General features: G+C 68.8%; 17 protein-coding genes and 2 pseudogenes. 5 read left to right on the forward strand and 14 right to left on the reverse strand.

Annotated elements, in window-relative coordinates:
- Window positions 1-27 precede the first annotated feature (27 nt).
- The 3 genes and pseudogenes from istB to S1361_RS01545 form a co-directional block, all read right to left on the reverse strand.
- Window positions 28-816 (reverse strand): annotated as a pseudogene (gene istB / locus S1361_RS01535) (IS21-like element helper ATPase IstB).
- Complete coding sequence (gene istA, locus S1361_RS01540; RefSeq protein ID WP_208030038.1) at window positions 813-2,471, reverse strand: IS21 family transposase; 1,659 nt, start codon at window positions 2,469-2,471, stop codon at window positions 813-815. Before istA ends, istB begins: the two are co-directional and overlap by 4 nt.
- Before the next feature lie 105 nt (window positions 2,472-2,576).
- Window positions 2,577-2,933, reverse strand: a complete 357-nt coding sequence (locus S1361_RS01545; protein ID WP_243769029.1) for an SMI1/KNR4 family protein — start codon at window positions 2,931-2,933, stop codon at window positions 2,577-2,579.
- A 112-nt stretch (window positions 2,934-3,045) separates the two neighbouring features.
- On the opposite strand from S1361_RS01545, the gene S1361_RS01550 reads away from it, so the two are divergent.
- Window positions 3,046-3,726, forward strand: coding sequence for an SMI1/KNR4 family protein (locus S1361_RS01550; protein WP_208030039.1), 681 nt, complete (start codon window positions 3,046-3,048; stop codon window positions 3,724-3,726).
- Window positions 3,727-3,864: 138 nt separating this feature from the next.
- On the opposite strand, the gene S1361_RS01555 is transcribed toward S1361_RS01550, so the two are convergent.
- Window positions 3,865-4,410 (reverse strand): TetR/AcrR family transcriptional regulator, encoded by a 546-nt coding sequence (locus tag S1361_RS01555; protein WP_243769030.1) that lies wholly within the window; start codon window positions 4,408-4,410, stop codon window positions 3,865-3,867.
- A gap of 106 nt (window positions 4,411-4,516) precedes the next feature.
- Here S1361_RS01555 and S1361_RS01560 point away from each other — a divergent pair, with 106 nt between their 5' ends.
- Together S1361_RS01560 and S1361_RS01565 are read left to right on the forward strand one after the other, a co-directional pair.
- The gene (locus tag S1361_RS01560) at window positions 4,517-5,374 is read left to right on the forward strand and encodes an alpha/beta fold hydrolase (protein ID WP_208030041.1); all 858 of its coding nucleotides are present in this window, start codon (window positions 4,517-4,519) and stop codon (window positions 5,372-5,374) included.
- A gap of 990 nt (window positions 5,375-6,364) precedes the next feature.
- A complete protein-coding gene (locus tag S1361_RS01565; RefSeq protein ID WP_243769031.1) occupies window positions 6,365-7,057 on the forward strand; it encodes a hypothetical protein in 693 nt (230 codons plus the stop codon).
- A 245-nt stretch (window positions 7,058-7,302) separates the two neighbouring features.
- On the opposite strand, the gene S1361_RS01570 is transcribed toward S1361_RS01565, so the two are convergent.
- The 5 genes from S1361_RS01570 to S1361_RS01590 form a co-directional block, all read right to left on the reverse strand.
- Complete coding sequence (locus tag S1361_RS01570; protein WP_208030042.1) at window positions 7,303-7,818, reverse strand: GNAT family N-acetyltransferase; 516 nt, start codon at window positions 7,816-7,818, stop codon at window positions 7,303-7,305.
- A gap of 727 nt (window positions 7,819-8,545) precedes the next feature.
- Window positions 8,546-8,893, reverse strand: coding sequence for a hypothetical protein (locus S1361_RS01575; protein ID WP_208030043.1), 348 nt, complete (start codon window positions 8,891-8,893; stop codon window positions 8,546-8,548).
- A gap of 142 nt (window positions 8,894-9,035) precedes the next feature.
- Window positions 9,036-10,280: a PucR family transcriptional regulator gene (locus S1361_RS01580; RefSeq protein ID WP_208030044.1), complete on the reverse strand. Its 1,245-nt coding sequence runs from the start codon at window positions 10,278-10,280 to the stop codon at window positions 9,036-9,038.
- Between the two features lie 147 nt (window positions 10,281-10,427).
- The gene (locus S1361_RS01585; RefSeq protein WP_208030045.1) at window positions 10,428-11,987 is read right to left on the reverse strand and encodes a GMC family oxidoreductase; all 1,560 of its coding nucleotides are present in this window, start codon (window positions 11,985-11,987) and stop codon (window positions 10,428-10,430) included.
- A gap of 34 nt (window positions 11,988-12,021) precedes the next feature.
- Window positions 12,022-13,440: an aldehyde dehydrogenase family protein gene (locus S1361_RS01590; RefSeq protein ID WP_208030046.1), complete on the reverse strand. Its 1,419-nt coding sequence runs from the start codon at window positions 13,438-13,440 to the stop codon at window positions 12,022-12,024.
- A gap of 466 nt (window positions 13,441-13,906) precedes the next feature.
- Between S1361_RS01590 and S1361_RS01595 the strand changes: the two genes are divergently transcribed.
- The gene (locus tag S1361_RS01595; protein WP_208030047.1) at window positions 13,907-14,302 is read left to right on the forward strand and encodes a type 1 glutamine amidotransferase family protein; all 396 of its coding nucleotides are present in this window, start codon (window positions 13,907-13,909) and stop codon (window positions 14,300-14,302) included.
- A 68-nt stretch (window positions 14,303-14,370) separates the two neighbouring features.
- On the opposite strand, the gene S1361_RS01600 is transcribed toward S1361_RS01595, so the two are convergent.
- The 4 genes and pseudogenes from S1361_RS01600 to S1361_RS01615 all read right to left on the reverse strand — a co-directional run bounded on the left by S1361_RS01600 (window position 14,371) and on the right by S1361_RS01615 (window position 18,621).
- Window positions 14,371-16,479, reverse strand: a complete 2,109-nt coding sequence (locus S1361_RS01600; RefSeq protein WP_208030048.1) for a hypothetical protein — start codon at window positions 16,477-16,479, stop codon at window positions 14,371-14,373.
- A gap of 142 nt (window positions 16,480-16,621) precedes the next feature.
- Entirely contained in the window at window positions 16,622-16,762 is a 141-nt protein-coding gene (locus tag S1361_RS01605) for a hypothetical protein (RefSeq protein ID WP_208030049.1), read from the reverse strand.
- 579 nt (window positions 16,763-17,341) lie between these two features.
- Window positions 17,342-17,776 (reverse strand): annotated as a pseudogene (locus S1361_RS40195) (DUF7691 family protein).
- On the reverse strand, window positions 17,773-18,621 hold the full coding sequence (locus S1361_RS01615) for a helix-turn-helix transcriptional regulator (protein WP_208030051.1): 849 nt from the start codon (window positions 18,619-18,621) through the stop codon (window positions 17,773-17,775). The pseudogene S1361_RS40195 and the gene S1361_RS01615 overlap by 4 nt, the downstream one beginning before the upstream one ends.
- A gap of 138 nt (window positions 18,622-18,759) precedes the next feature.
- On the opposite strand from S1361_RS01615, the gene S1361_RS01620 reads away from it, so the two are divergent.
- Window positions 18,760-19,539, forward strand: coding sequence for an NAD(P)H-dependent oxidoreductase (locus tag S1361_RS01620; protein ID WP_208030052.1), 780 nt, complete (start codon window positions 18,760-18,762; stop codon window positions 19,537-19,539).
- Between the two features lie 712 nt (window positions 19,540-20,251).
- Here S1361_RS01620 and S1361_RS39800 read toward each other — a convergent pair.
- The gene (locus tag S1361_RS39800; RefSeq protein ID WP_279577597.1) at window positions 20,252-20,386 is read right to left on the reverse strand and encodes a hypothetical protein; all 135 of its coding nucleotides are present in this window, start codon (window positions 20,384-20,386) and stop codon (window positions 20,252-20,254) included.
- Window positions 20,387-20,489: the final 103 nt, after the last annotated feature.

The following is a 20,489-nucleotide window of genomic DNA, read 5'->3' on the forward strand; positions in this document are numbered from 1 at the left end:
TACCGCGCAAGCACCCGGCTCCGGCTCTCAGCCGACGGCGGTCTGTTCGGCCAGGGCCTTGGTGTGGGCGAGGCGGTAGGACTCGGTGCCGGTCTGGATGATGGCACCGTTGAAGGTAAGCCGGTCGACGATCGCCGCGCAGAGCCGCGGGTCGGTGAACGTCTTCGTCCACCCGGAAAACGACTCGTTGGAGGCGATGGCGACGCTGTTCTTCTCCTCGCGTTCGGTCAGCACCTGGAACAGCAACTCGGCGCCCCGGCGGTCGAGTTCCATGTAGCCGAGTTCATCGATGCATAAAAGATCGACACGGCCGTAGCGGGCGATCGTCTTGGACAGCTGCTTCTCGTCGGCGGCCTCGACCAGCTCGTTGACGAGTTTGGTGGCCCAATACGTAGCGGACGCGGAAGCCCTGCATGGCGGCCTCGGTGCCCAGGGCTATCAGCAGGTGGGGCTTGCCGGTCCGGAGTCGCCGATCAAGCAGAGGGGTTCGCTCTTCTTGACCCACTCGCAGGTCGCGAGTGTGTTGACGGTGGCGGGGTCGACGTTGGGATTGGCGTCGAAGTCGAAGGGACGCAGGCTCTTCTCGCGGGGGAAGGCCGCGGCCCTGATGCGGCGTTCGGACCTGCGTCGGGCCCGGTCGTCGCACTCGGCCATCAGCAGCTCGGCCAGGAAAGCCCGATACGACATCTGGTCGCGGGCCGCCCCGTCGGCCTGGTCCTTGAACTGCTGGCGGATGGTGGGCAGCCGCAGCATGCGGCATGCCTGGTCGATGGAGGCGGTGGCGGCTTCCTCGGTGAGTCCGCGTTTGCGCGTCATGATCCTTCTTTCGTGTCGGCCGTGCGGCCGGGCCGTTGCAGGAGCTGGTCGTAGTGGGCCACCGAAGGAAGCGGCCGGTTGTCGGGCGGCAGATGGGACAGCCGCCAGTCGGCGAGGAAGGTCACCGACGCGGTGGGCCCCTCGTCCTCCGTCCCCGCCGGTTCTGCTCGGGGGCGGGGTTGCAGGGCCGGGTCCCCGTCCGATTCGGCGAGCTTGCGGGCCTCCAGCGCGACCGCGTCCGCGGTCAGAGCACCCGCCCGATAGGCGGCGGCCAGCCCGGCCACAACCTGCTCGTGGTCCCTGTGGCGGCCCAGCAGCAGCACCTCGATCAGGGCCCGGGTGCCGGCCGCATCACCGTGGGCGGCTTTCGCCGCTGCCCACCACTTGTCGTGGACAGGGGTGAACCGGCCCGCAGAGCGGGCCTGCTCCAGCGCCGTTGACCCGGGGAAAGCGCCCGGCTTGCGCAGCAAAGCTTCCAGGTAGTGGTCCAGGACCAGGCGAGAGTCGTTGCGGCCGCCGAGGCGCTCGTGCCGGGTGACCACGGTGCGGCCGTCGTAGACGATCAGTTCGTTGGCGTGCAGCAGAACCCGCAGCTGGCGGCCGATGAAACGGACCGGCACCGAGTAGGCGTTGCCGCGGACGCTGATCTGGCTGAACCGGTCGACTCTGGGGGTGAACCAGCGGCCCGTCTCGAACGGCTCGGTCGGCAGCGACTTGAGCAGTTGCTGTTCACCTGAGAAGTAGTCACCGACGGTGCGGGTGCGGCCCCGCAGCCGCCGTGCCTCGTCGTCCTGATCCCACTGGTCGACCATCGCGTTGAGCTCGGTGAGCGAAGCGACCTCGGGAACGGGCACGAAGTGGTTGCGGCGGTAGTAGCCGATCTGCCCCTCGACCCCACCCTTCTCGTGGGCGCCCTCGATGCCGGGCCGGCAGTAGAACGCCTCGACGCCCCAGTGCGAACGGAACGCGGTCCAGCGGTCCGCCTCCACCCGGCCCCGGTAAAAACCCAGCACCCGCTCGACCGCGGCCCGCAGGTTGTCGTAGCGGATGTGTCGACGCGGGACGCCGCCCATGACCCGAAACGCGTGCACCTGTCCTTCGAAGAAGGCTTCCTGACCTGCAGTGGCGAACACCCGGTGCACCGCCTTGCCTGAGTACGAAAGGCGCAGCGAGAACAGGTAGAGCCGCGTCATCTCACCGGCGAGGATCACGCTGACTTCGCCGAAGTCGACCTCCGCCTCGGCCCCCGGCAGGTGCGTCTGGGGCACGAACATGGCCTGCGGACCGATCCCCGCGTCCCGCCTGATCTGCGGACGACGGTCCTTCACATAGGTGCGGACCATCGGATACGAGATCTCCTGGGCGCCGTGCTCATCGACCAGCCGGTCGAAGATCCTCTGAGCGGTGTGCCGCTGCTTGGCCGGCGCGTCCAGATCCGCCCGCAGGATCCCGTCGATCAGCGGCTTATAGGGATCGAGCCGTGACTCCCGGCGCCGGTGCTGTCGGCGAGGCTCCGGCCACTTGCCGTCCAGCGCCCGGCGCACCGTCCGCCACGTGACGTTGTGCTTGCGCTGCAACGGCCGCTGCGACATGCCCCCTTGATGGTCACGGCGGATCGCGGCATACAAATCAACCTTCGACTGTGACGTCCCCATAAGGCGCCCAGCGGCAGATGCACAATCCACCGTCCCACCGCAAGCCCCCGGGTGACGTCAAAACAAACCAACATCGCAAACTCGGTCAGAAGGTGACTCCCGGCATCACCTCGAAACGACTCCCGCATTGAGATACAAAGCCACCCTCCTCGAACGCCCACGGCAGGACCCTCGCTCCCGCCTCCTGCAGGCCGGCCGGCTTGTCCTCGAACTCCCACAGCCGACCAGGATTTCGTGCCGTTCCGTCGTCCGCGTGTGCAGGTTGCAGTCGTCGTAGGCGGAGTCGGGGACGAGCAGCCAGATCGTCTCGTCAAAGATGCCGTCGCCGTAAGTCTCGACGAGTTGCTTGTAGTCGGCGGGCAGAGCCGTACCGAGGGCGCGCTCAGCTTGCGGCCAGTCCACTGCGGGTGGCGGATCGGCGGGCGGCGGGCAGAGACGGACGAGCGTGTCAATTGCGATCACGGAACGGACGCTACCGGGACACCCGCCAGTACCCATGGGTGGGTCAGCAGGCCAGGCGGAGATCCGTAGGCCCTGCGCCCCGGATGTCGGTGGCGGCACGTATGGTCTGCGCATGACTGATCAGTGGTGGGCGGACGTACGTCAGCGGGTTGAGGCGGCTGGTGCAGGGCCTGCGAGCAGCAAGGTTTTCGGGGCACTGGGACACAAGTGGGTCCTGGAGGACCCGCTCACCCAGGGCGAGCTCGCCGAACTCGAGGCTCAGATAGGCGTGCGGCTGCCGGAGGAGTACCGGGGTTTCCTGCTTCACGTTGGCGCGGGCGGCGCTGGCCCCGCGTATGGCCTGTTCCCGGTTCGGCGCGTGCAGGGCCGTTGGCGTTGGGAGGGCGACGGCGCGGACCTGGCAGACCTGTCGAGGCTTGCCGAGCCGTTTCCTGACCAGGGTCCGGACCCGGATCTGGTCAATGATGTTCTTGCCCAACGTCCCGAGGAAGAGGACTTCGACGACATCGAGGACTTCGACGACGCCATCGAGGCGTGGGACGAGCGGTGGGAAGCCGTCATGTTCGCCCCGGAGCGCACCGCTGGCGCGATCGTGATCTCCCACCTGGGCTGTGCCCAAAGAGAGTGGCTGATCATCAGCGGCAGCCACCGCGGCACGATCTGGTCCGACTGCCGGGTGGACGACGTCGACCTCGCGCCGCTCCTCCACGAGGACGGTACGCCGGTCAGGTTCGCCCGCTGGTACACCGACTGGCTGGAGAAGGCCGAGCGAACGGCCCTGTCGACACCGTAGGCAGTCCCCCTGCCGGCCACGGCACGGCAGCCGCTCGCCCGCTGTCTCCGCCGGCGCGAACTCGATCCCGCCCTGGCCCCGGCAGGAGACGGCCCCGGCCGGCGTGGCCGTCGGCCGGGGCCGAACCCGTGAAGAGTGTCAGTCCTCGCCTGCCTGCGCGACGGTTGTGCGCAACAACGCGGCCATCGATCGGCCGGCCACCCGCAGCGGTTCCGTATCGCGAGCAGCCCGGCTGAGCATGAACGCCCCCTCCAGCATCATGATCATCGAGCAGGCGAGCGATCGCGCCGCCTTTGGATCGGCCACCCAACGGCCGAACCACTGCGCCGCGGCGTCGACCCACTCCTCGAAGACCTCCGCCGTCGCGGCCCGCAGCACCTCATTGCTGCTGGCGACTTCCAATGCCACCGTCCCGATCGGGCATGCGTCGGCGTAGTCGGCCGCGGCAAGGTCGTTTGCGGCTGCCTCGAAGGCGTGCACGAGGGATTCGGCAGGATCCGGCACACTGTCCAGCAGGGCCAACACCATTCGGCCGTACTCGGGTCCCGACGTGCGGATCATGTCCTCGGCCAGTTGCTGCTTGCCACCGGGGAAGAAGTGATAGAGCGAGCCGAACGGCGCTTCCGCCTCTGTCGCGACCCGCTTGAGGCCGGTCGCTGAGTAGCCGTGACGGCGGAACAGCATCCCGGCGGCACCCTGGATCCTGGCTCGCGTGTCCGGTTGTCCCATTGCCCTCAACTCTCTTCGCCTCCAAGATTGCAGTAGAACAATCTATCAAGTAGGGGGTCTGATGCCGAGGATCGAGCTGTCGTCCGGACCGATCGACTACCAGGACACCGGCGGTGAAGGGCCCGTGCTGGTGTTCGGCCACGGCCTGCCGATGAACGAGACCCAGTGGCGCAAGGTGGTCCCTCTGCTGGACGGATACCGGTGTGTCCTGCCGACGCTGCCCCTCGGCGGCCATCGCCAGCCGATGAACCCGGACGCCGACCTGTCCCAGCGCGGGGTCGCCCGGCTCCTGGGTGAGTTCATTGAACGGCTCGACCTGGACCAGGTGACCCTCGTCCTCAACGACTGGGGCGGGGGCCAGTTCCTGGTGTCGGAAGGGCGCGCCCAGCGGCTCGCACGCATGGTGCTGGTGGCCTGTGAGGCCTTCGACAACTTTCCCCCCGGACCTGCCAAGGCGATGGCCCAGCTATGCAGGGTCCCCGGCGGCGCCTGGCTCCTGACCCGGCTCATGGGCATCCCCGCGTTCCGCCACAACCGGGCCGGATACGGTGGCATGAGCCTGCACGGGATCCCCGACGAGATCATGGACGACTGGTTCGCTCCCGCCACCAGCAGCAGGGCCATCCGCAGGGACCTCGCCAAGTTCGCCACCGGAGCACCCGACCGCAAGACACTGCTGGCCTGGAGTGAGCGACTGCGTGAATTCGACCGCCCGGTACTGGTCGTCTGGGCGACCGAGGACAGACTGATGCCGCGTGAGCACGGCCCGCGACTCGCCAAGTTGTATCCGCAGGGCCGGCTGATCGAGATCGCCGACTCGTCCACCCTCATCCCTGAGGACCAGCCCGAACGGCTCGCCGACGTGCTGACGGACTTCCTTGTCCAGACCGGAGCAAAGCCGACCCGGCACGCTGACTGAACGGGAGGGCAGCCGGCGAAAGCAGCCGCCACTGCGCCTGTTTGGTCCGGCGCGATTCCGTTCGGCCTCGTCACGGTGCCGATCCAGGTGGTCAGCGCGACGGAGGACCACAGCATCCGTTTTCACCAGTACCAACTGTGTACGCCTGGTCGGCCGCGAGTTCCTGGGACTGCTGCGCGTACGCGATGATGTCCTGATTCTGCACGCGGTGGCCCGACGAGATCCGCGAGCCCTGCCGAGCTGCTGCCGCCGCCGGCGGAGGTGTCGGAGGAGGAGATCGCCGGGGCACTGGCTCTCATGGACATCAGGACCATCGACAGGGACGAGGTGGTTGCCGCCCATCCCGGTCTGTGGTCGGCAGCCGCCGTAGTTGCTTCGCGAGCGACCGTGGCAGTCCGGTCGTAGCTCTCCAGGGCCAGGTGGGTAGGCGCTCCATGAGCTTCCTGCCGGAGTTGTGCGATGACTTGCAGCAGTTCGGGCACGCCTTCAAGGAGACGCGAAGGCGGGAACCATGTCGCGGACGAGCGGGGCGCACCGTGGTGCTCCGATCTGTTCGGCCAGGTGCAGAGCGTCGAGGGCATCGGCGGCCGCAGCTTCGGGTTCACGACGGCTGAGACGGCCTTGCGCGCGGTACGCGAGCAAGATGCCGCGCGTCTTGAAACGGCTGGTCGGCAGGAGAGCTTGCCCTTCGGCAATGAGGCTGCACCTGAGGTGATGTCGCCGAGGTCGAGCAGGCAGTGGGCAGAGTCGACGGCGAGATCGGCGGGTGACATCCACGAGCACGAGGCGGGATGTCGTCACGGTCCCCGGCGTCCAGCAGGCGTTCTGCTGTGCTGAGGGAGTGCAGGGTGGCGCGGCGCTCGGCAAGGGCGGCTTGGGCGCGGCCAGAGAGGACATTCTGAGCCGGTGTGCCGATTCCCGCAGTCGGCTTGAGCCAGGCACCGTCCTGGCGGTCAGGTGATCCTGCGTCGGCTTCTACAGTGTCCCGAGGTGAAGAGGTGGGCGGTAGATCAGAAGGGCTGGCTCAAGAACGTGGTGCGGACCGAGCGATTGACGGACCTGAGGCCCGTCCACCGGCGTCAGGCTGCCGCCCTCGCCCTGTGGCGGTGGCGTGCGCCGATGCTCGCGTTCGAATTGGACGCAGGGTGGGGCATCGACCAGTCTGTGCTGGAGTCGCTGTTCCGACTGGCGGCATCACCTGCTGGTGAACAGTCGGATACCGCATACCGGCGAGCAGTCGCCGAGCTGTGTACGGCCCCGCTCTCCACGTCTGAAGTCGACCCGGACACGATCCAGCTCTTCCAGTTGGAGATCATCAGCAACCTGCTGACCTTCGGCGAACTGCTGCACACGCCTGGCGTGGACGAAGTCGAGCGAGTGGTCGAAGCCTCGGCCGGCCTGGCGAGCTACCTCGACGGTCTCGTCGAGGGCTCCTTGTACTCTCACCCCTCCGAGGAAGCCCACCGCCAATACCTCGCCGACCTGGCGGACCGGGCGAGCGAGGGCTATTTCGCGTCGCGTCACTTCGCTGTCGAGACCGCCTGCCACGGTGCTCTCGGGCTTCTCCCCGATTCCGCAGGGCTGCTCGACTCGTCCACGGGTCGCGAGTTGCTCGCGCTCTGCGAGGGCTTCGGCGAAGAACTCGTCACAACGATGCAGTGGCTCCGCATGACGGGTCACTAGCGACGTCGATGCCGACCGTGGTGCCGTGGTCGACGACGGTTCTCTTGGAGCCCTGGTCCACCAACGCCTTCTTGGTGGTGCCGATGGGGGGCGACCTGGCCGAGCGGCGCGATGCCGAACGCGTTGTCGTGGGCGCCGGCGGCCACCACGGTCACGGCGATGAAGAGAAGGGCCGCGCCCGTCGCGTCGGTAGGACCACCGGACTGCCCCTCAGGCACGCCTCATCGCCCCCCGGAGCGGCGAGGCTAGAGCGGGATGCGCAGGTCGAGCACGGGGCTGGTGGCGTCGACCGGCGTCGCGTCCAGTTTCTCCAGGACATGGAGCATCGGCTTGTTGCTCGCCGCCACCGCGGCGGCCAGCTCGTGATGTCCCTCGCGGCGGGCGACGGTCGCCGCATGTTCGGCCAGCGCGGTGCCGAGCCCCCTGGCCTGCCACGCGTCCTCGACCAGGATCGCGAGTTCCCCCACCCCGTGCTGATCGGTACGCATGACGTTGGTCATGGCGATGATGTGGTCCGTGCGCTCGGCCGGAGTGGTCACCAACGTGGTGCCGCGCTCCGGGCTGGACAACTGACGCCATTCGGCGGGTGAGAGCCCCGACTTGCCCGCGTGGTAGCGCAGGGCTCGGCTGCCCGGCGAGCAACGGCGATGCAGTTCCTGGACCGGCACCAGGTCGGCGGGGGCCGCCGCCCGGGTTCGGATCGCGGTGCCGTCGGGCAGCGTGATCGATTGTGCGGCGTCTCGACGGCTGGCGTCGGACATCGGCGTTCTCCTCACATTGCGATCGTGACTGCTGGGCCGCGGGTCGCGTGGGGCGCAAGCGCGGCCTTGCTCCGCAGCAGTCTTTTGCTGCCAGCAGGCCGATTCAAGATGACTTCGCGTCACAATGGTTGCGCTCTGCTCATGTTCAACCACGCAGTGGAACGAAAATGTGAAGGACTTGCGGTCGTCGTGGAGCCGATCCTGAGCATTGCTCTCGTCATCACTCGAAGAATCACACAGAGGACCGCCGAGCCCTCGCGCCCAGGACAGGCCGATGAACGTTCCTGCTTTGCGTAAGCGAGCCACTTCTGACTGGGTGCCCACCAACTCCAGGTCCATCGCTCCCGACCGCCGAGGCCGCGGCGTCCGTCGGTGCTACAGGAGCGAGTGCGGGACAGCCCGTCAAGGGCAGATCGTCCGACCGATCCGGTGTAACCGGCAGCACTGGCACCACTTCTGCCGGCCTCGACGCCCCCGTTGAGAACCGTCCGGTGAGCCGGCTCCCCGCGACAGGCCGGGATGGACGGAAGCGTCATCGTTGATGGACAGTCCGCCGCCGCGCACAGGTAGTGGCAACCCCCTACCACCGGTTCGGAGGGCCGGGCCAGGATGCGGACGTGTCGGGGGCTGCAGGCGAAGGAGTCGACCTTGTTGCCGGCCTCGTCCGCCTGGCCGATCACGCTGCCGATGGCATCGGTGGGCCGGAAGTAGGCCTCGCCCCCGGTGGTCATGGAGTTCCACGTACCCCGGGCTCGCGGCTGTGGCCCGTGGCGGCGCCGGCGGCCTCGTTGCCGATGGCGTCGTACGACCGCGCGCCGCTGGTGTTCGACTCGGCCGTCGGCTGCTGGGCCTCGTCGGAACTCGCTGGCGTAGGTGAAGCGGCCCGCTCCGTCGTTAGGGGGTGGGTGCGCCCGGGTCCGCCGACCGTGTCGGTGCGGGTGCGGATCTTGCTGCCGTCTGTACCGCAGTCGTACGTGCAGGCGAGATCGACCACGGTGCCCTGGGCTGAGGTGACCTCGGTGTTCCTCGGACGGCCGGAGGTGTTCGCCGGTGGACGGGCACGCTGCTGCCGCACCTGGACTTCGCCGTTCGTCCGCTCGGGGAACGGGGCGGGGTGGAGTACGCGAGATGAGGACCCGCGTCCTGCCGGGCGAGGCATTCGGCCGTTGACCGGCTCGTCGCTGCCCGGGTCCTGCCGGAGGGGGACGGCACCTGCCTCACGGATTGGACGGGTCGGCGGGCGGAGGGGCCGTCAGCAGGCGGTGGGCCTCCAGAGCAAGGTGGATCTCGCTCGCTCCCACCGGGTCGGTGGGCGAGCGCCCCGTGAGTTCCTGCACGCGCCGCAGACGGTACGTCACGGTGTTGCGATGACAGTACATGCGGGCAGCGGTCTCGGTGGCGGATCCGCCCGATGCGAACCACCGGCTGAGCGTCTCCAACAGCAGCTCCCTTTCGTGTTGCGGGAGTTCGAGGACCGGGCGGAGCACCTTGCGCACCGCGTGCCGGGCCGAGTCGGGGGCGCTCACGACCATGAGGCGGACCGGTGCGTCACCGTAGGAGGCCACCTCTCGGGCACCCGGCTCGACGCAGGCACAAGCGAGCCGCGCCTGGCGGAAGGCGCCCGGCGCCTGCTCCAGACCGTGAAAGAGGGTGCTCACACCCACTCGCCCGATGCTGCGTCCGCGAAGGAGTTCCACGGCCGGGGCCAGGCTCCCGGGCGACCGGAGTGAGAGCAGCCCCACCTGCGCGTCGTCCTCCTGACGCCAGACCGACCGCACGCCGAGGGCTCGCAGCGCGCCCTCCACGTCGTGAAGGGCGTCCTCGTCTGCCGGACGGCCCCCGGCCTCGGTCTCCGCGCTGACCACGACGAAAGCTCCGCGCTGCGGCAGCCGCAGCGCGTCGGCGCACTCCCACAGGTGGGTGCCCTCGTCCAGCCTGCCGTCGAGCAGCGCGGCCAGCAGCAGGCTCTTCACCTGCCGGTCACGGTGGGCCCTCTCGGACATGGTCTCGCGATACGCCATGGCCACCGCGTCGGTGAAGGTGTCACTGACCGACCAGACCGCGGTCGCGACGTGCGGCATGTCCCGGATGACGGGGTCCCCCACCTCGGTCAGGACGCACTCCCACAGGAACCGTCCGGCCAACCGGTAGGCGTGTGTCACCGCGGACAGCGGCACCCCGTGCTCAGCCTTGAAACGGCCGGTTTCGTGCGGCACGCGCAGGTCAAGAGCGTCCCGGCCCAGCTGGGTGACCATGGAGTGCAGGTTGTCCGCGCAGGAGGCGCGCAGCTGGTCGTGCGTCACGTGGCCGTGGGCGCGGTAGGCGTCCTCGCCCTCCGTGATCCGGTCCGTGAGCAGGTCGGCGAAACGGTCGATCCCGGGCAGCAGCACGTCGACCAGCCTGCGCAGGCCGTCGTGCCCGCCGCCGTCCCGTACGCCGTCGTACTGAGGGGTGACAGTCATTCGGGCTCCCGCGGTGAGGTCGGCAGATCCGCCGCGCCGGCTGTCTCACGACGACGGGCCGTGGCCCGGAGCCGGCCGGGCCACTGGCAGGGTAACCAGACGAGGTGGCTGTGGCGACACTCCGTCCGTGTCGACGATCCGTCCGCGTCAGACGTCGGCGGGCACTGCGCCGCGGATGAGGTCCGCCGCCCGCTCCGCGATCATGATCGTCGGTGCGTTGGTGTTGCCCCGGACCACGGTCGGCATGACCGAGGCATCGACCACCCGTAGCCCCACCACACCGTGCACGCGCAGCTCGGGGTCGACCACCGGGCCGATCGCGCAGGTGCTCGTCGGGTGGTACAGGGTCTGCAGCTCGCGCCGCGCGTACGCCAGGAGGTCGGCGTCGCTGTCGGACTGCGGCGTCAGGAAGTCCGCCCGGCGGTACTTGCTCAGGGCGGGCTGTCCGACGATCTCCATCACCAGCCGCAGCGCCCGTACCGCTGTGGCCCGGTCCTCCGCGGTGGACAGGTAGTTGTGCAGGATGCGCGGTTTGGCGCTGGGCAGCGTCGAGCGCAGCGTGACCTTCCCGCGGCTGGTGGGTGCGAGCAGGACCGCGCCGATGTGGAAGGCGTGGTCGGTGGCTGCTCCCAGCCCCTCCTGGTGGAACATCGCCGGCACGGCGTGGATCTGCACGTCCGGGGCGTCGAGACCGTCGGCGGTGCGGAAGAAGCCGCCGCCCTCGCCGGCGTTCGAGGTGAGGGGTCCGCGGCCTTCGGTCTCCAGCAGCCGCAGGTTCTCGGGGGTCTCGGCGGTGAGCAGGGATTCGGCGTCGGTGAGATGGACGACGGCCAGGTGGGGATGGTCCTGGAGGTTCTCACCGACCGGCAGGTTCACCTTCGGGGTGATGCCGAGGGCCGCGAGCTCGTCGGCGACGCCGATCCCCGACAGCATGAGCAGTTGGGGTGAGTTGTACGCACCCGCCGAGAGGACGACCTCCCGTTCGCACCGAAGCTCCTGGGTGGCTCCGTCCCGGTCCACCTCGACTCCGACGGCCCGTTCCCCGTCGAGGAGGACGCGGGTGCACTGCACGCCGGTGAGTACGGACAGGTTGGGCCGTTCGATGGCGGGCCTCAGGTAGGCGACGGCCGTGCTGCACCGCAGGCCGTCGTGCTGGGTGAGCTCGTAGTACCCGACGCCGTCCTGCTCCGGGCCGTTGAAGTCGGGGTTGAACGGGTGCCCCGCCTCCTGAGCCGCTGCCAGGAAGGCGTCGACGAGAGGGTTGCGGGAGCGTCCGGGGTTGACCGGGAGCGGGCCGCCGGCGCCGTGCCATGCGGAGGCGCCGGCGTGGTGGTTCTCCGACCGCAGGAAGTATGGCAGGACATCGTTCCAGGCCCAGCCGTCGGCGCCGGCGGCGGCCCACGAGTCGTAGTCGCGGCGGTTGCCGCGGATGTAGATCATGGCGTTCATCGAAGAGGAGCCGCCGAGCATGCGGCCGCGCGGCAGATAGCGTCGTCGGCCTTCGAGGCCGGGTTCGGGTTCGCTGAGGTAGTCCCAGTCGTACTTGGTCCGGAACAGCTTCGCGAACGCGGCCGGGACGTGGATCTCCTGGGCGTCGTCGGCCGGGCCGGCCTCGATGAGCAGGACGCGCACGTCGGGATCCTCGCTGAGCCGGGCGGCGAGCACACAGCCCGCGGATCCCGCACCCACGATGATGTAGTCGTACATGGTGTGCCCTCTCTCTCGTCGGCCGGCCAGGCCGTCAGTACTGGATGGCCTTGGTCTCCAGGAACTCCTCGAAGCCCAGGCGCCCGGCCTCTCGGCCCACGCCCGACTGCTTGTAACCTCCGAACGGAGCAAGAGGGTTGAAGGCGCCGCCGTTCACGTCGACCATCCCGGCCCGGATCCGGCCGGCAACCGCGCGCGCCCGTTCGGGGTCGCCCGACCACACCGCGCCGGCGAGGCCGTAGGGCGTGTCGTTGGCGATGGCGACGGCCTCCTCCTCGGTGTCGTAGGGCAGGATCGACAACACGGGCCCGAAGATCTCCTCGCGGGCGATGGTCATGTCGTTGGTGACGTCGGTGAAGACGGTCGGAGCGACGAAGTAGCCGGGTCCGTCCTGCGGCGCGTCGGGACCGCCCGTGAGCAGGGTGGCGCCCTCGGCGATCCCGGCCGCGATGTAGTCGCGCACGCGCTTGAGCTGTACGTCGGAGACCAGGGGACCGATCCGCGTCTCCTCGTCCTGCGGGTCGCCGACGCGGTAGCCGCGCGCCACCGTGACGGCGATCCGGCCGGCCTCCTGGAGCTTGTCACGGGGGACGAGCATGCGGGTGAGAGCGATACAGGTCTGGCCTGCATTGAGGTAGCACTTGGCCACTCCGTCGGTGACCGCGGCCTCCAGGTCGGCGTCGTCCAGAATGATGTTGGGCGACTTGCCGCCGAGTTCCAGCGCCACCTTCTTGACGCTCTCCGCCGCCAGCGCCGCCACCCGCCGGCCGGCCCGGGTCGATCCGGTGAACGAGACCATCGCCACGTCGGGGTGGGTCACCAGCGCCTCACCCACCACCGGTCCGTATCCGGTCACCACGTTGAGCACTCCGGCGGGCAGCCCCACGGCCTCGGCGATCTCCGCGAGGAGCATGGCGGACAGCGGAGCGACCTCGGAGGGCTTGAGCACGACGGTGCAGCCCGATGCCAGCGCCATCGCCACCTTCAGGGAGACCTGGTGCAGCGGGAAGTTCCACGGTGTGATGCAGCCGACGACTCCGACGGGCTCACGGACGACATGGGAGTTGCCGACCTCCTCCGGCCCGAAGTCGAAACCGGCCGCCAGTTCGGCCGCCTGGCCGAAGGTGAACACGGGCAGTCCCGACTGCAGGACCCGACTCTCCTGGACAGGAGTACCGACCTCGCTCGCCACCAGGCGCGCGATCTCCTCCGCGCGCTCCTCCAGCGCGCGGTGGATGCGCCGCAGATAGTCCGCACGGACCTCGGGAGAGGCCTGGGACCACTGCTCGAATGCCCGGGCGGCGGCCCGCACCGCCCGGTCGATGTCCTCGGGCGTGCCGGCCGGGACCGAGCCGATCACGCGTTCGTCCGCGGGGTTGACGATTTCGATGACTTCGGCGTGCGGAGCCTGCGTCCACTCCCCGTCGACGAAGTGCCCGCTGTACGTCTTCATGGCTGCGCTCCTTGCTCGGCCCGTTTTCACGGCAGTGTGCGCGAGAGATCACGACGAGGTCGATGGGGCGGTGAAGCGGGATCGGGCCCGCCTGATTGTGCATCTGCACAAGGGCGGATGGTGCTTGATTTCCCGCCAGGATTTCATCCCGGCTGCTGTGCGCGGGGACCGACGTCGCCGGCGACGTGGCTACCTCCGGCCGGCGACTTGTCGAGTGCGGCGTGGCAGTGGTTGAGCGTTTCGGGCGCGTGGTGGCCCGGTAGCTGCCCGTGCCGTACTTCGGGCTGATCAAGGCGTCCGGTGGAGGGCATCCCCCGCTTCGGACGGCCGGCTCGCGGGCGTCCTCCGCCGGGTGGCGGCCGCCAGCCGCCGCGTCCGCCCTGGCAGCCTGCTCGCGACTGCCTCAGCCCCTGTTGCATGCTGCATGGCATACACCACAAGTTCCTGACAGGTAGTCGGGCTCGATGTGCTGCAGACGGCCAACGAACTGCGCACAAGGCTGCCACGGCCTCCACCGCCGTGGGACATCGACCTCGTCGGCGTCCGTGACGCCCTGGCACGCACCGGCGCAGGGCTCGTCGTGGAGCCGACCTCAGCCCACGTGTGCGGCGCTTCCCTGCCGGGTGTGCTGGTACCCGGTATCACCCACAAGCAGCCGGAGCCGCTGCTGAAGCGGACGCAGGCCAAGGGGCAGCAGCCCGCGCGTGACCTGCTGCTCCGCTACCGCGCCGAAGACGTTCCCGTGGCCGCGGCCTGCACCGCGACCTTCCTGCTCGCCGAAGGCGGCATCCTCAACGACCTTGATGCAACGCCAACGCCCAGCTGGTGGCTCGCTCCCTGGTTTTCGGCGCCGCTACCCTGAGGGGTCTGGTGCGCCTCTGTCGCGTGCGGGACGGGCCGCCGACCGCGCGATGGCCCTGGTGCAGGCATTCAACCATCTGTCCTGGGCGCGTTGCGGGCCCTGAATGCCTCCTCCACACGGTCCTGGAGCCTCGCGTGGCGGAACTGGTAGACGGGCCCCACAGTTCGCAGGACGTGACGCTCGCGAGCATCGGAGAGAAACCTGATCAAGCGGACCGGCGTTTCGTTCCTCCGACGCAGTTGGAGGCTCGCAAGGAATGTGCGCCAGGTCACCGATCCCACCAGGCTCAGCGCCAGGCTGAGCAGGAGGCCCCCCACCATGACCAGCGCGATCCCGGACAGGAATCCGTCGATGATTCCGAAGATCCGCTCGTGCGTCAGTTCGGCGAGCAGACCGAGGCAGGATCCCCCGATGACGCTGCCAACGAGGCCCCCAGCGATTCCTGCGGTCAACGTGTACTGACGGTCCTGTCGCCAGCACGAGACAGGATCGATGGGAGTTTGGCTGTCGGCGCTGCGGTTGCTGAGACCCGTGACGAATCCACCCACCACACCGGCGAGGAGGCCGAACACAAGGCCGCCGAAAAGCATGACGAGGCGGCCATGCGCGAGGAGGAGAGCGACGCCCACTGCCAGTCCAAGAGCTCCCCCGCCGACAATCCCGAACTGGAAGTTCTCGCGGACGACAAAATCTCTCCATTGCAGACGGCCCAGTAACTGAGGGGAGTCCCCGGCGCGTCCGTACGTGAGCGACATCGTTACGGAGAGACCCACTGTCGCACCGGCTCCCAGTCCGGCCGCCGGTCCCGCCCAGCAGAAGCCCACTGCTCCGGCGAGGACTCCCAGGAACAGGCAACTGGCTGTCGTTCTCGGCCATGCCGGTCGCCACTGGGGAACCTGCCACCAGGCGAGGTCGCGGGTTCCCTCGCTGTTCATCCGATGCGCTATGGCGCCGAGCCAGCGCTCGGCCTGGGCGAGACTGTAGCGACTGTGCGGCTGTCCCGGCCGGTCGTCGTCATAGGCGGCGGGCAGGACTCGGGCGAGAAGGTGGTCCTCCACCGCCGCCCGGTCCGCGAATCGTTCCAGTTCGAAGCGCTGGTCAGTGCGGTAGGTGTCGCGCATCAGCGTGAGCATCAGGGGTGTGTCCAGTGCCTGAGCCACTGCGCCTGAGGGGTCCATTCGGATGTGCTGCACCAATGCGCGCCAAGCGTCTGGGAGCGGCTGCGTCTGGCAGCGCGTCAGGTACTCCGCCGCATCCTCGGCGCTGACTGGCAGCAGCTGGAGCCCGGCGGAGCCGGACAGGGGTCCCGCCGCGGATACGGCCGTCAGTAGCTCGTCCACGCGGCTCAACATGACCAGGCGGAAGCTCGCCTGCTCGTCCAGCGCCCGCAGTGCTACGGGGCGTACAGGCTGGGGTATCTCGTCCAGGCCGTCCAGGAAGACGGCGATCCGGCCCGTGCCGATGAGTCGGGAGACGACGCCGCCCGCGTGTTCTTCGGACTTCCTGAACATGTAGTCCGTGGCAAGCCGTGTGACGAGCCAGTCGTGCAGTCGCTGATTCAGCGGGTCCCAACCGCTCAGAGTGAGCAGCACTGGTACGGGGACTCTGGCGCGCGCGGTGGGGTCCAGCGCCTCACGATGCGCGAGTGCATCGAGCAGCAACCTGATGGCGGCGCCGCTCTTGCCGGCTCCGCCTGCTCCGACGATCACCATCCGGCCGGAGTCCAACGCACCGTAGAGGCGGAAGAGGTCCCGAACGGCACCCGACTCCAGATCCGCGACAGTGATCGGTTCCAGCCCCGGGAGGGTCTCGAACCGCCGTGAGCCGTTCCCTACACCCACAGCGTCGGCCGCCGGACCTGACAAAGGAAGATTCGACCATCTCCACCGCACCGGTACGGGGCTCGGATGCAAAAGCCGCCGTTCGCTCGCCGCGGCACTCCACTGCACCTTGACCCGCTCAGCCAACTCGTCGGCAAAGCGGCGCAGAGCCGGTTCGGTGAGTTCCGCCCGAGGCCTGCGGTTCGTCAGAAATAACGCGGCGCTGGCGGCAGGAACGACGATAGCGCCGATCCCCTGGACGAGGGTGGCCGCTGAGTCCCGGTCATGGGAACGGAAGATGAACGCAAGGGCGACGAAAACGACGAAGAGGATAACCAGTAAGCCAACGATGACCATTCATGCCCCCCTCTTGTCACCGTATGGGGAGTGTGTCAGACAGTTACGGGGCGTGTCCTCGAATCGGCCGTGCAGCACCGCCTACCCACCAGCGTTTCAGCCTCCGCATGCTGGTTTCGTCCCTGCAGATGGCCCCACGACTTCATCGCCCGCCCCGCAGGACGGGTGACAGCCGGCCCGGCCCACCGAAGGCGGACACGCCGACGCCCACCGAGTCCTGGTCCGTGGGCGTCGGCGCGTACGGCGGCGCGTTGGTCAGCTCTGCTGCATCTCTTGAGGTCATCGAGCGTCAGCTCGTTCATGCCGCGGTCGGCCGCACCGCTCTGGGCCCAGGCGAGGAGCACTGGGTGCGCCTGCTCGTGCCGGGCGCCGGCGGCCGTGTTCACCCCGTCGGTCTCGGTGACCTGCGCGAAGTAGGCGGCCGGGGCGCGCGTCCGCCGCCGCTGTAGCCGACGTTGTAACCGAAGGCGTAACGCTGCGGCAGGATCGACAAAGGTCGCTTCTCCTTTCGGGACCAGAACAGACCGCGGCCGCTGATGAACTGGCTGACGGTGTAATCAGGACGCAGGTCGAGCGGAGCGTGCGTCTGGTTGGCCGACGGGCTGTCGGGCGGTCTGCCATGCCCTCGGTTCAGGGTGGTGTGCGACCCGTGCAGGCCATGCGTCATCAGCCGGCCCGAATGTCTGTCGAGGAGGAGGTCGACAAGGCGGGCAAGGGTGTGGCAGCCGTTGCCCGAGTAGCCGAGCCGATCCCCCAGCCTTCCCCCTCGGGCGCGAGCCGGAGGGTGGGGTGCAGCCGACGCACACCGCGGCAAGGGACGCCAGAGGTTAGGGGGGCCCGGGCCCGGCGTATGCCGAGGCCCTCAGCCCTGAATCGAGAAGAACAGCGTGTCCATGGTGTGTCCGTACCGGTGAGCGGTCTGCCATTCGTCGTGCTCGACCCGCATCCTCTCCGTGAGGCTCCGGACCTCATGGGTGAAGGCGTTGTCCATGCGGTCCAGGACCGCGGCGTAGGCGTCGCCGAGTGGCCTGGCCTTCACCAGTGGCAGACGGCCGATGGCCGGGTGGCCGTCTGTGGGCGCCAGGATATGGAAGGGGATCTAGTCGGGCGGCCCGGCGAACCGGAAGTCAAGCGGCAGCAGGTCCTCGGGGACGCCGAGACGCCGCAGTTCGTCGCTCATACGCCCGAAGAACGTGGAAAGCTTGGCGTACACGCCGAAATCCATGGGGTCGGGCCCGCTCCAGTCGATGATGTGCCGGCGCGCCTTGTCCGGGCGCTGGGGGTGTCGTTGAGTTATTCGCGGACTTGAGCGTCCACTGTGGAGTGCGCGTCAGCGCAGTCCGTGCCCAGGCCCGCGAGCAGGCGCAGCCCGTCCTCGGTGGGGCTGCCGGGAGCTGCGGAGAGCACCACCAACTCCCTGCCCGATTCGTCGGGCAGGACGAAGTTCTCCTGGTGCAGTTCCAGCAGCCCGACCAGCGGGTGCCGGTACGCTTTGCGTCCATGGGTGCGGGCGCGCACGTCCGCCCGGGCCCAGAGGCGGCGGAAGCGCTCGCTGCCCATTGCCAGCTCACCGATGAGCGAGGCCAGGCGGGGATCCTCGGGGTATTTGCCGGCGGCCAGGCGCAGGTGCCCGACCACGTCGACGGTGCATGTCTCCCAGTCCGCGTACAGGCCGTGCTCGGCCTCCTCCAGGAAGATGTGCCGGGCGATGTTCAGGCCCGGCATCGGCCGGCCGAAGAGGAGCCCGGCGAGGCGGTTCCCGGCGAGTACCTCCAGGCGGTGGTCCATGATCAGTGCGGGTGCGTCGGCGACCAGGGCCAGGACCCGCAGCAGCTCCGGCCGGACCCGCCCGCCCGGCGCCTTCGCCCGGCGGCGGCGCTGCCGGGCGAGCCGGTCAAGGTGCCCGCGTTCGGTCTCGTCGAGGCCGAGGACGCGGGCGAGCGCGTCGAGGACCTGCTCGGAGGGCTGGGTCGCGCGGCCCTGCTCCAGGCGCACGTAGTAGTCGACGCTGACTCCGGACAGGTGCGCGACCTCTTCGCGGCGCAGCCCTTCGACCCGGCGGCGGCTGTCGGTGGGGATTCCCACGGCCGCCGGATCGACTCGGGAACGCCTAGTCCGCAGGAAGCTCGCAAGATCGTCCATGCCCACAGTATGACCTCGGTGGTGCCTGTGAAGGTGGTCCTGCTGTTACCAGGAAGTCTGGTCCGATGGAAAAGGCGTCCCTGAACGCCGGGCGCCGTGGCGTCCAGGATCGAAGGCATCCGATCCGAAGGAGTTCCCATGAAGACGCTGATCGTCTATGCCCACCCGGAGCCGAAGTCGCTCAACGGCTCGCTGAAGGACCTCGCGGTGTCCACGTTGGAAGGCGCCGGGCACGAGGTACGGGTGAGCGATCTGTACGCGATGGGCTGGAAGGCGGTCGTGGACGCCACGGACTACGGCCCCGCCGCCTCAAGTCCGTTGAAGGTCGCCTGGGATTCGGGCCGCGCCTTCGAAACCGGGACGCTCACCCCGGACGTCCTGGTCGAGCAGGAGAAGCTGCTGTGGGCCGACACGATCGTTTTCCAGTTCCCGCTGTGGTGGTACTCGATGCCGGCGATCCTCAAGGGCTGGGTGGACCGGGTGTTCACCTTCCGCTTCGCATACGGCGTCGGCGAGCACAGCGACACCAAGTACGGCGAGCGCTTCGGCGAAGGCACCCTCGCGGGCAGAAGGGCTCTGCTGTCGCTGACCGTCGGCGGCCCGGAGTCGCACTACTCCGCTCGCGGGATCAACGGCCCCATCGACGATCTGCTGTTCCCGATCCATCACGGCATCCTCTACTACCCGGGCATCGAGGTGCTGCCCCCATTCGTGCTGTACGGCACCGACCGCATGACCGACGAGGACTACGCGGACGCCGCCAAGGCATGGGAGCAGCGCCTGCTCACCCTGGAGTCGACCGAGCCGATCCCGTTCCGGCGGCAGAACTTCGGCGACTACGAGATTCCCTCGCTGCACCTGAAGGAGGGGCTGGAGCCCGCGGGCCGCACGGGTTTCGGCCTCCACGTGCGGGGCTGACGGCCGGCGATGAACACGACGAACCGGGGCGCGAACCCTGGTAGCGGCCCGAGGGCGGTGGCGACCGACGCGACCGGCTACCTGCTGCCACTCCCCTGAGCACCCCTGCTCCGCAGCCCGAGCCGGAGCCGGCCCCGAGCTTCGACCGACGAAGCCACTACGGCCGTCACACCGATCGGGCTGCGCCGCCCTGTTTCGGGACCGTTGACCTTGCGTCTTCAGTTGGGAGACGAGCGAGACGATCCCCTTCCAGAACGCGAGCACGCTTGCTGACGGGCCTGCCGGGTGCGCACAGCGTGCTGCGCATTCTGGGTGAACATGGAACAGTCCGGCGACCAGCCTCTCGAACCCTCGGAGGAGGCGCCAGAGCCCCGGAGTCTGCGCGGTGCTGCCAGCTCATCCTGCCTGATGCACCCCGACGAACTCGCGGGCCTCCTCGCTTCGAACCCACCCTCCGTCACGCGTCCATGCCAAAGCAGCACTCGAATTCTGGGAGCCCGGTGGTTTCGGATTTCGACCGGCGTAGTTGTCCCGAGGGCCTGATCACGGGCGACAGTTACGCGGGCGCGGACTGAGTGCCGGCGGGCACGGCCCGGTCACGGTACTGCGCTGCAAGGCGTGCGCCTGGAACGGGACCAGATGCGCAGTGGGCATGCCGACTAGCTCTCCAGTCACGCTTCGGGTCTCCGACTGGCTTGGATCACCGCTCCACTCAGTTGGTCTTCACCGCAAGTACCGGGTTGAGAGGCTGCACGAGTGCCTTGGTGGCGACGGCCACGAGACGCGCGGGCGCGTCCCCGTCCACCAACGCGCTCACGTACTCGATGGCCTCCGCAGGCGAGAGCACAGGCAGTCTCTGGCGCAGTGTCCGCACAGCATGCATGCGTCCGCGTGTCGTTGCGGCGCGGCCGCTGGGCCCACAAGCCGACCGCGCATCTGGAAAGCACCCG

This window comes from Streptomyces cyanogenus, from assembly GCF_017526105.1.
GTDB classification, from domain to species: domain Bacteria; phylum Actinomycetota; class Actinomycetes; order Streptomycetales; family Streptomycetaceae; genus Streptomyces; species Streptomyces cyanogenus.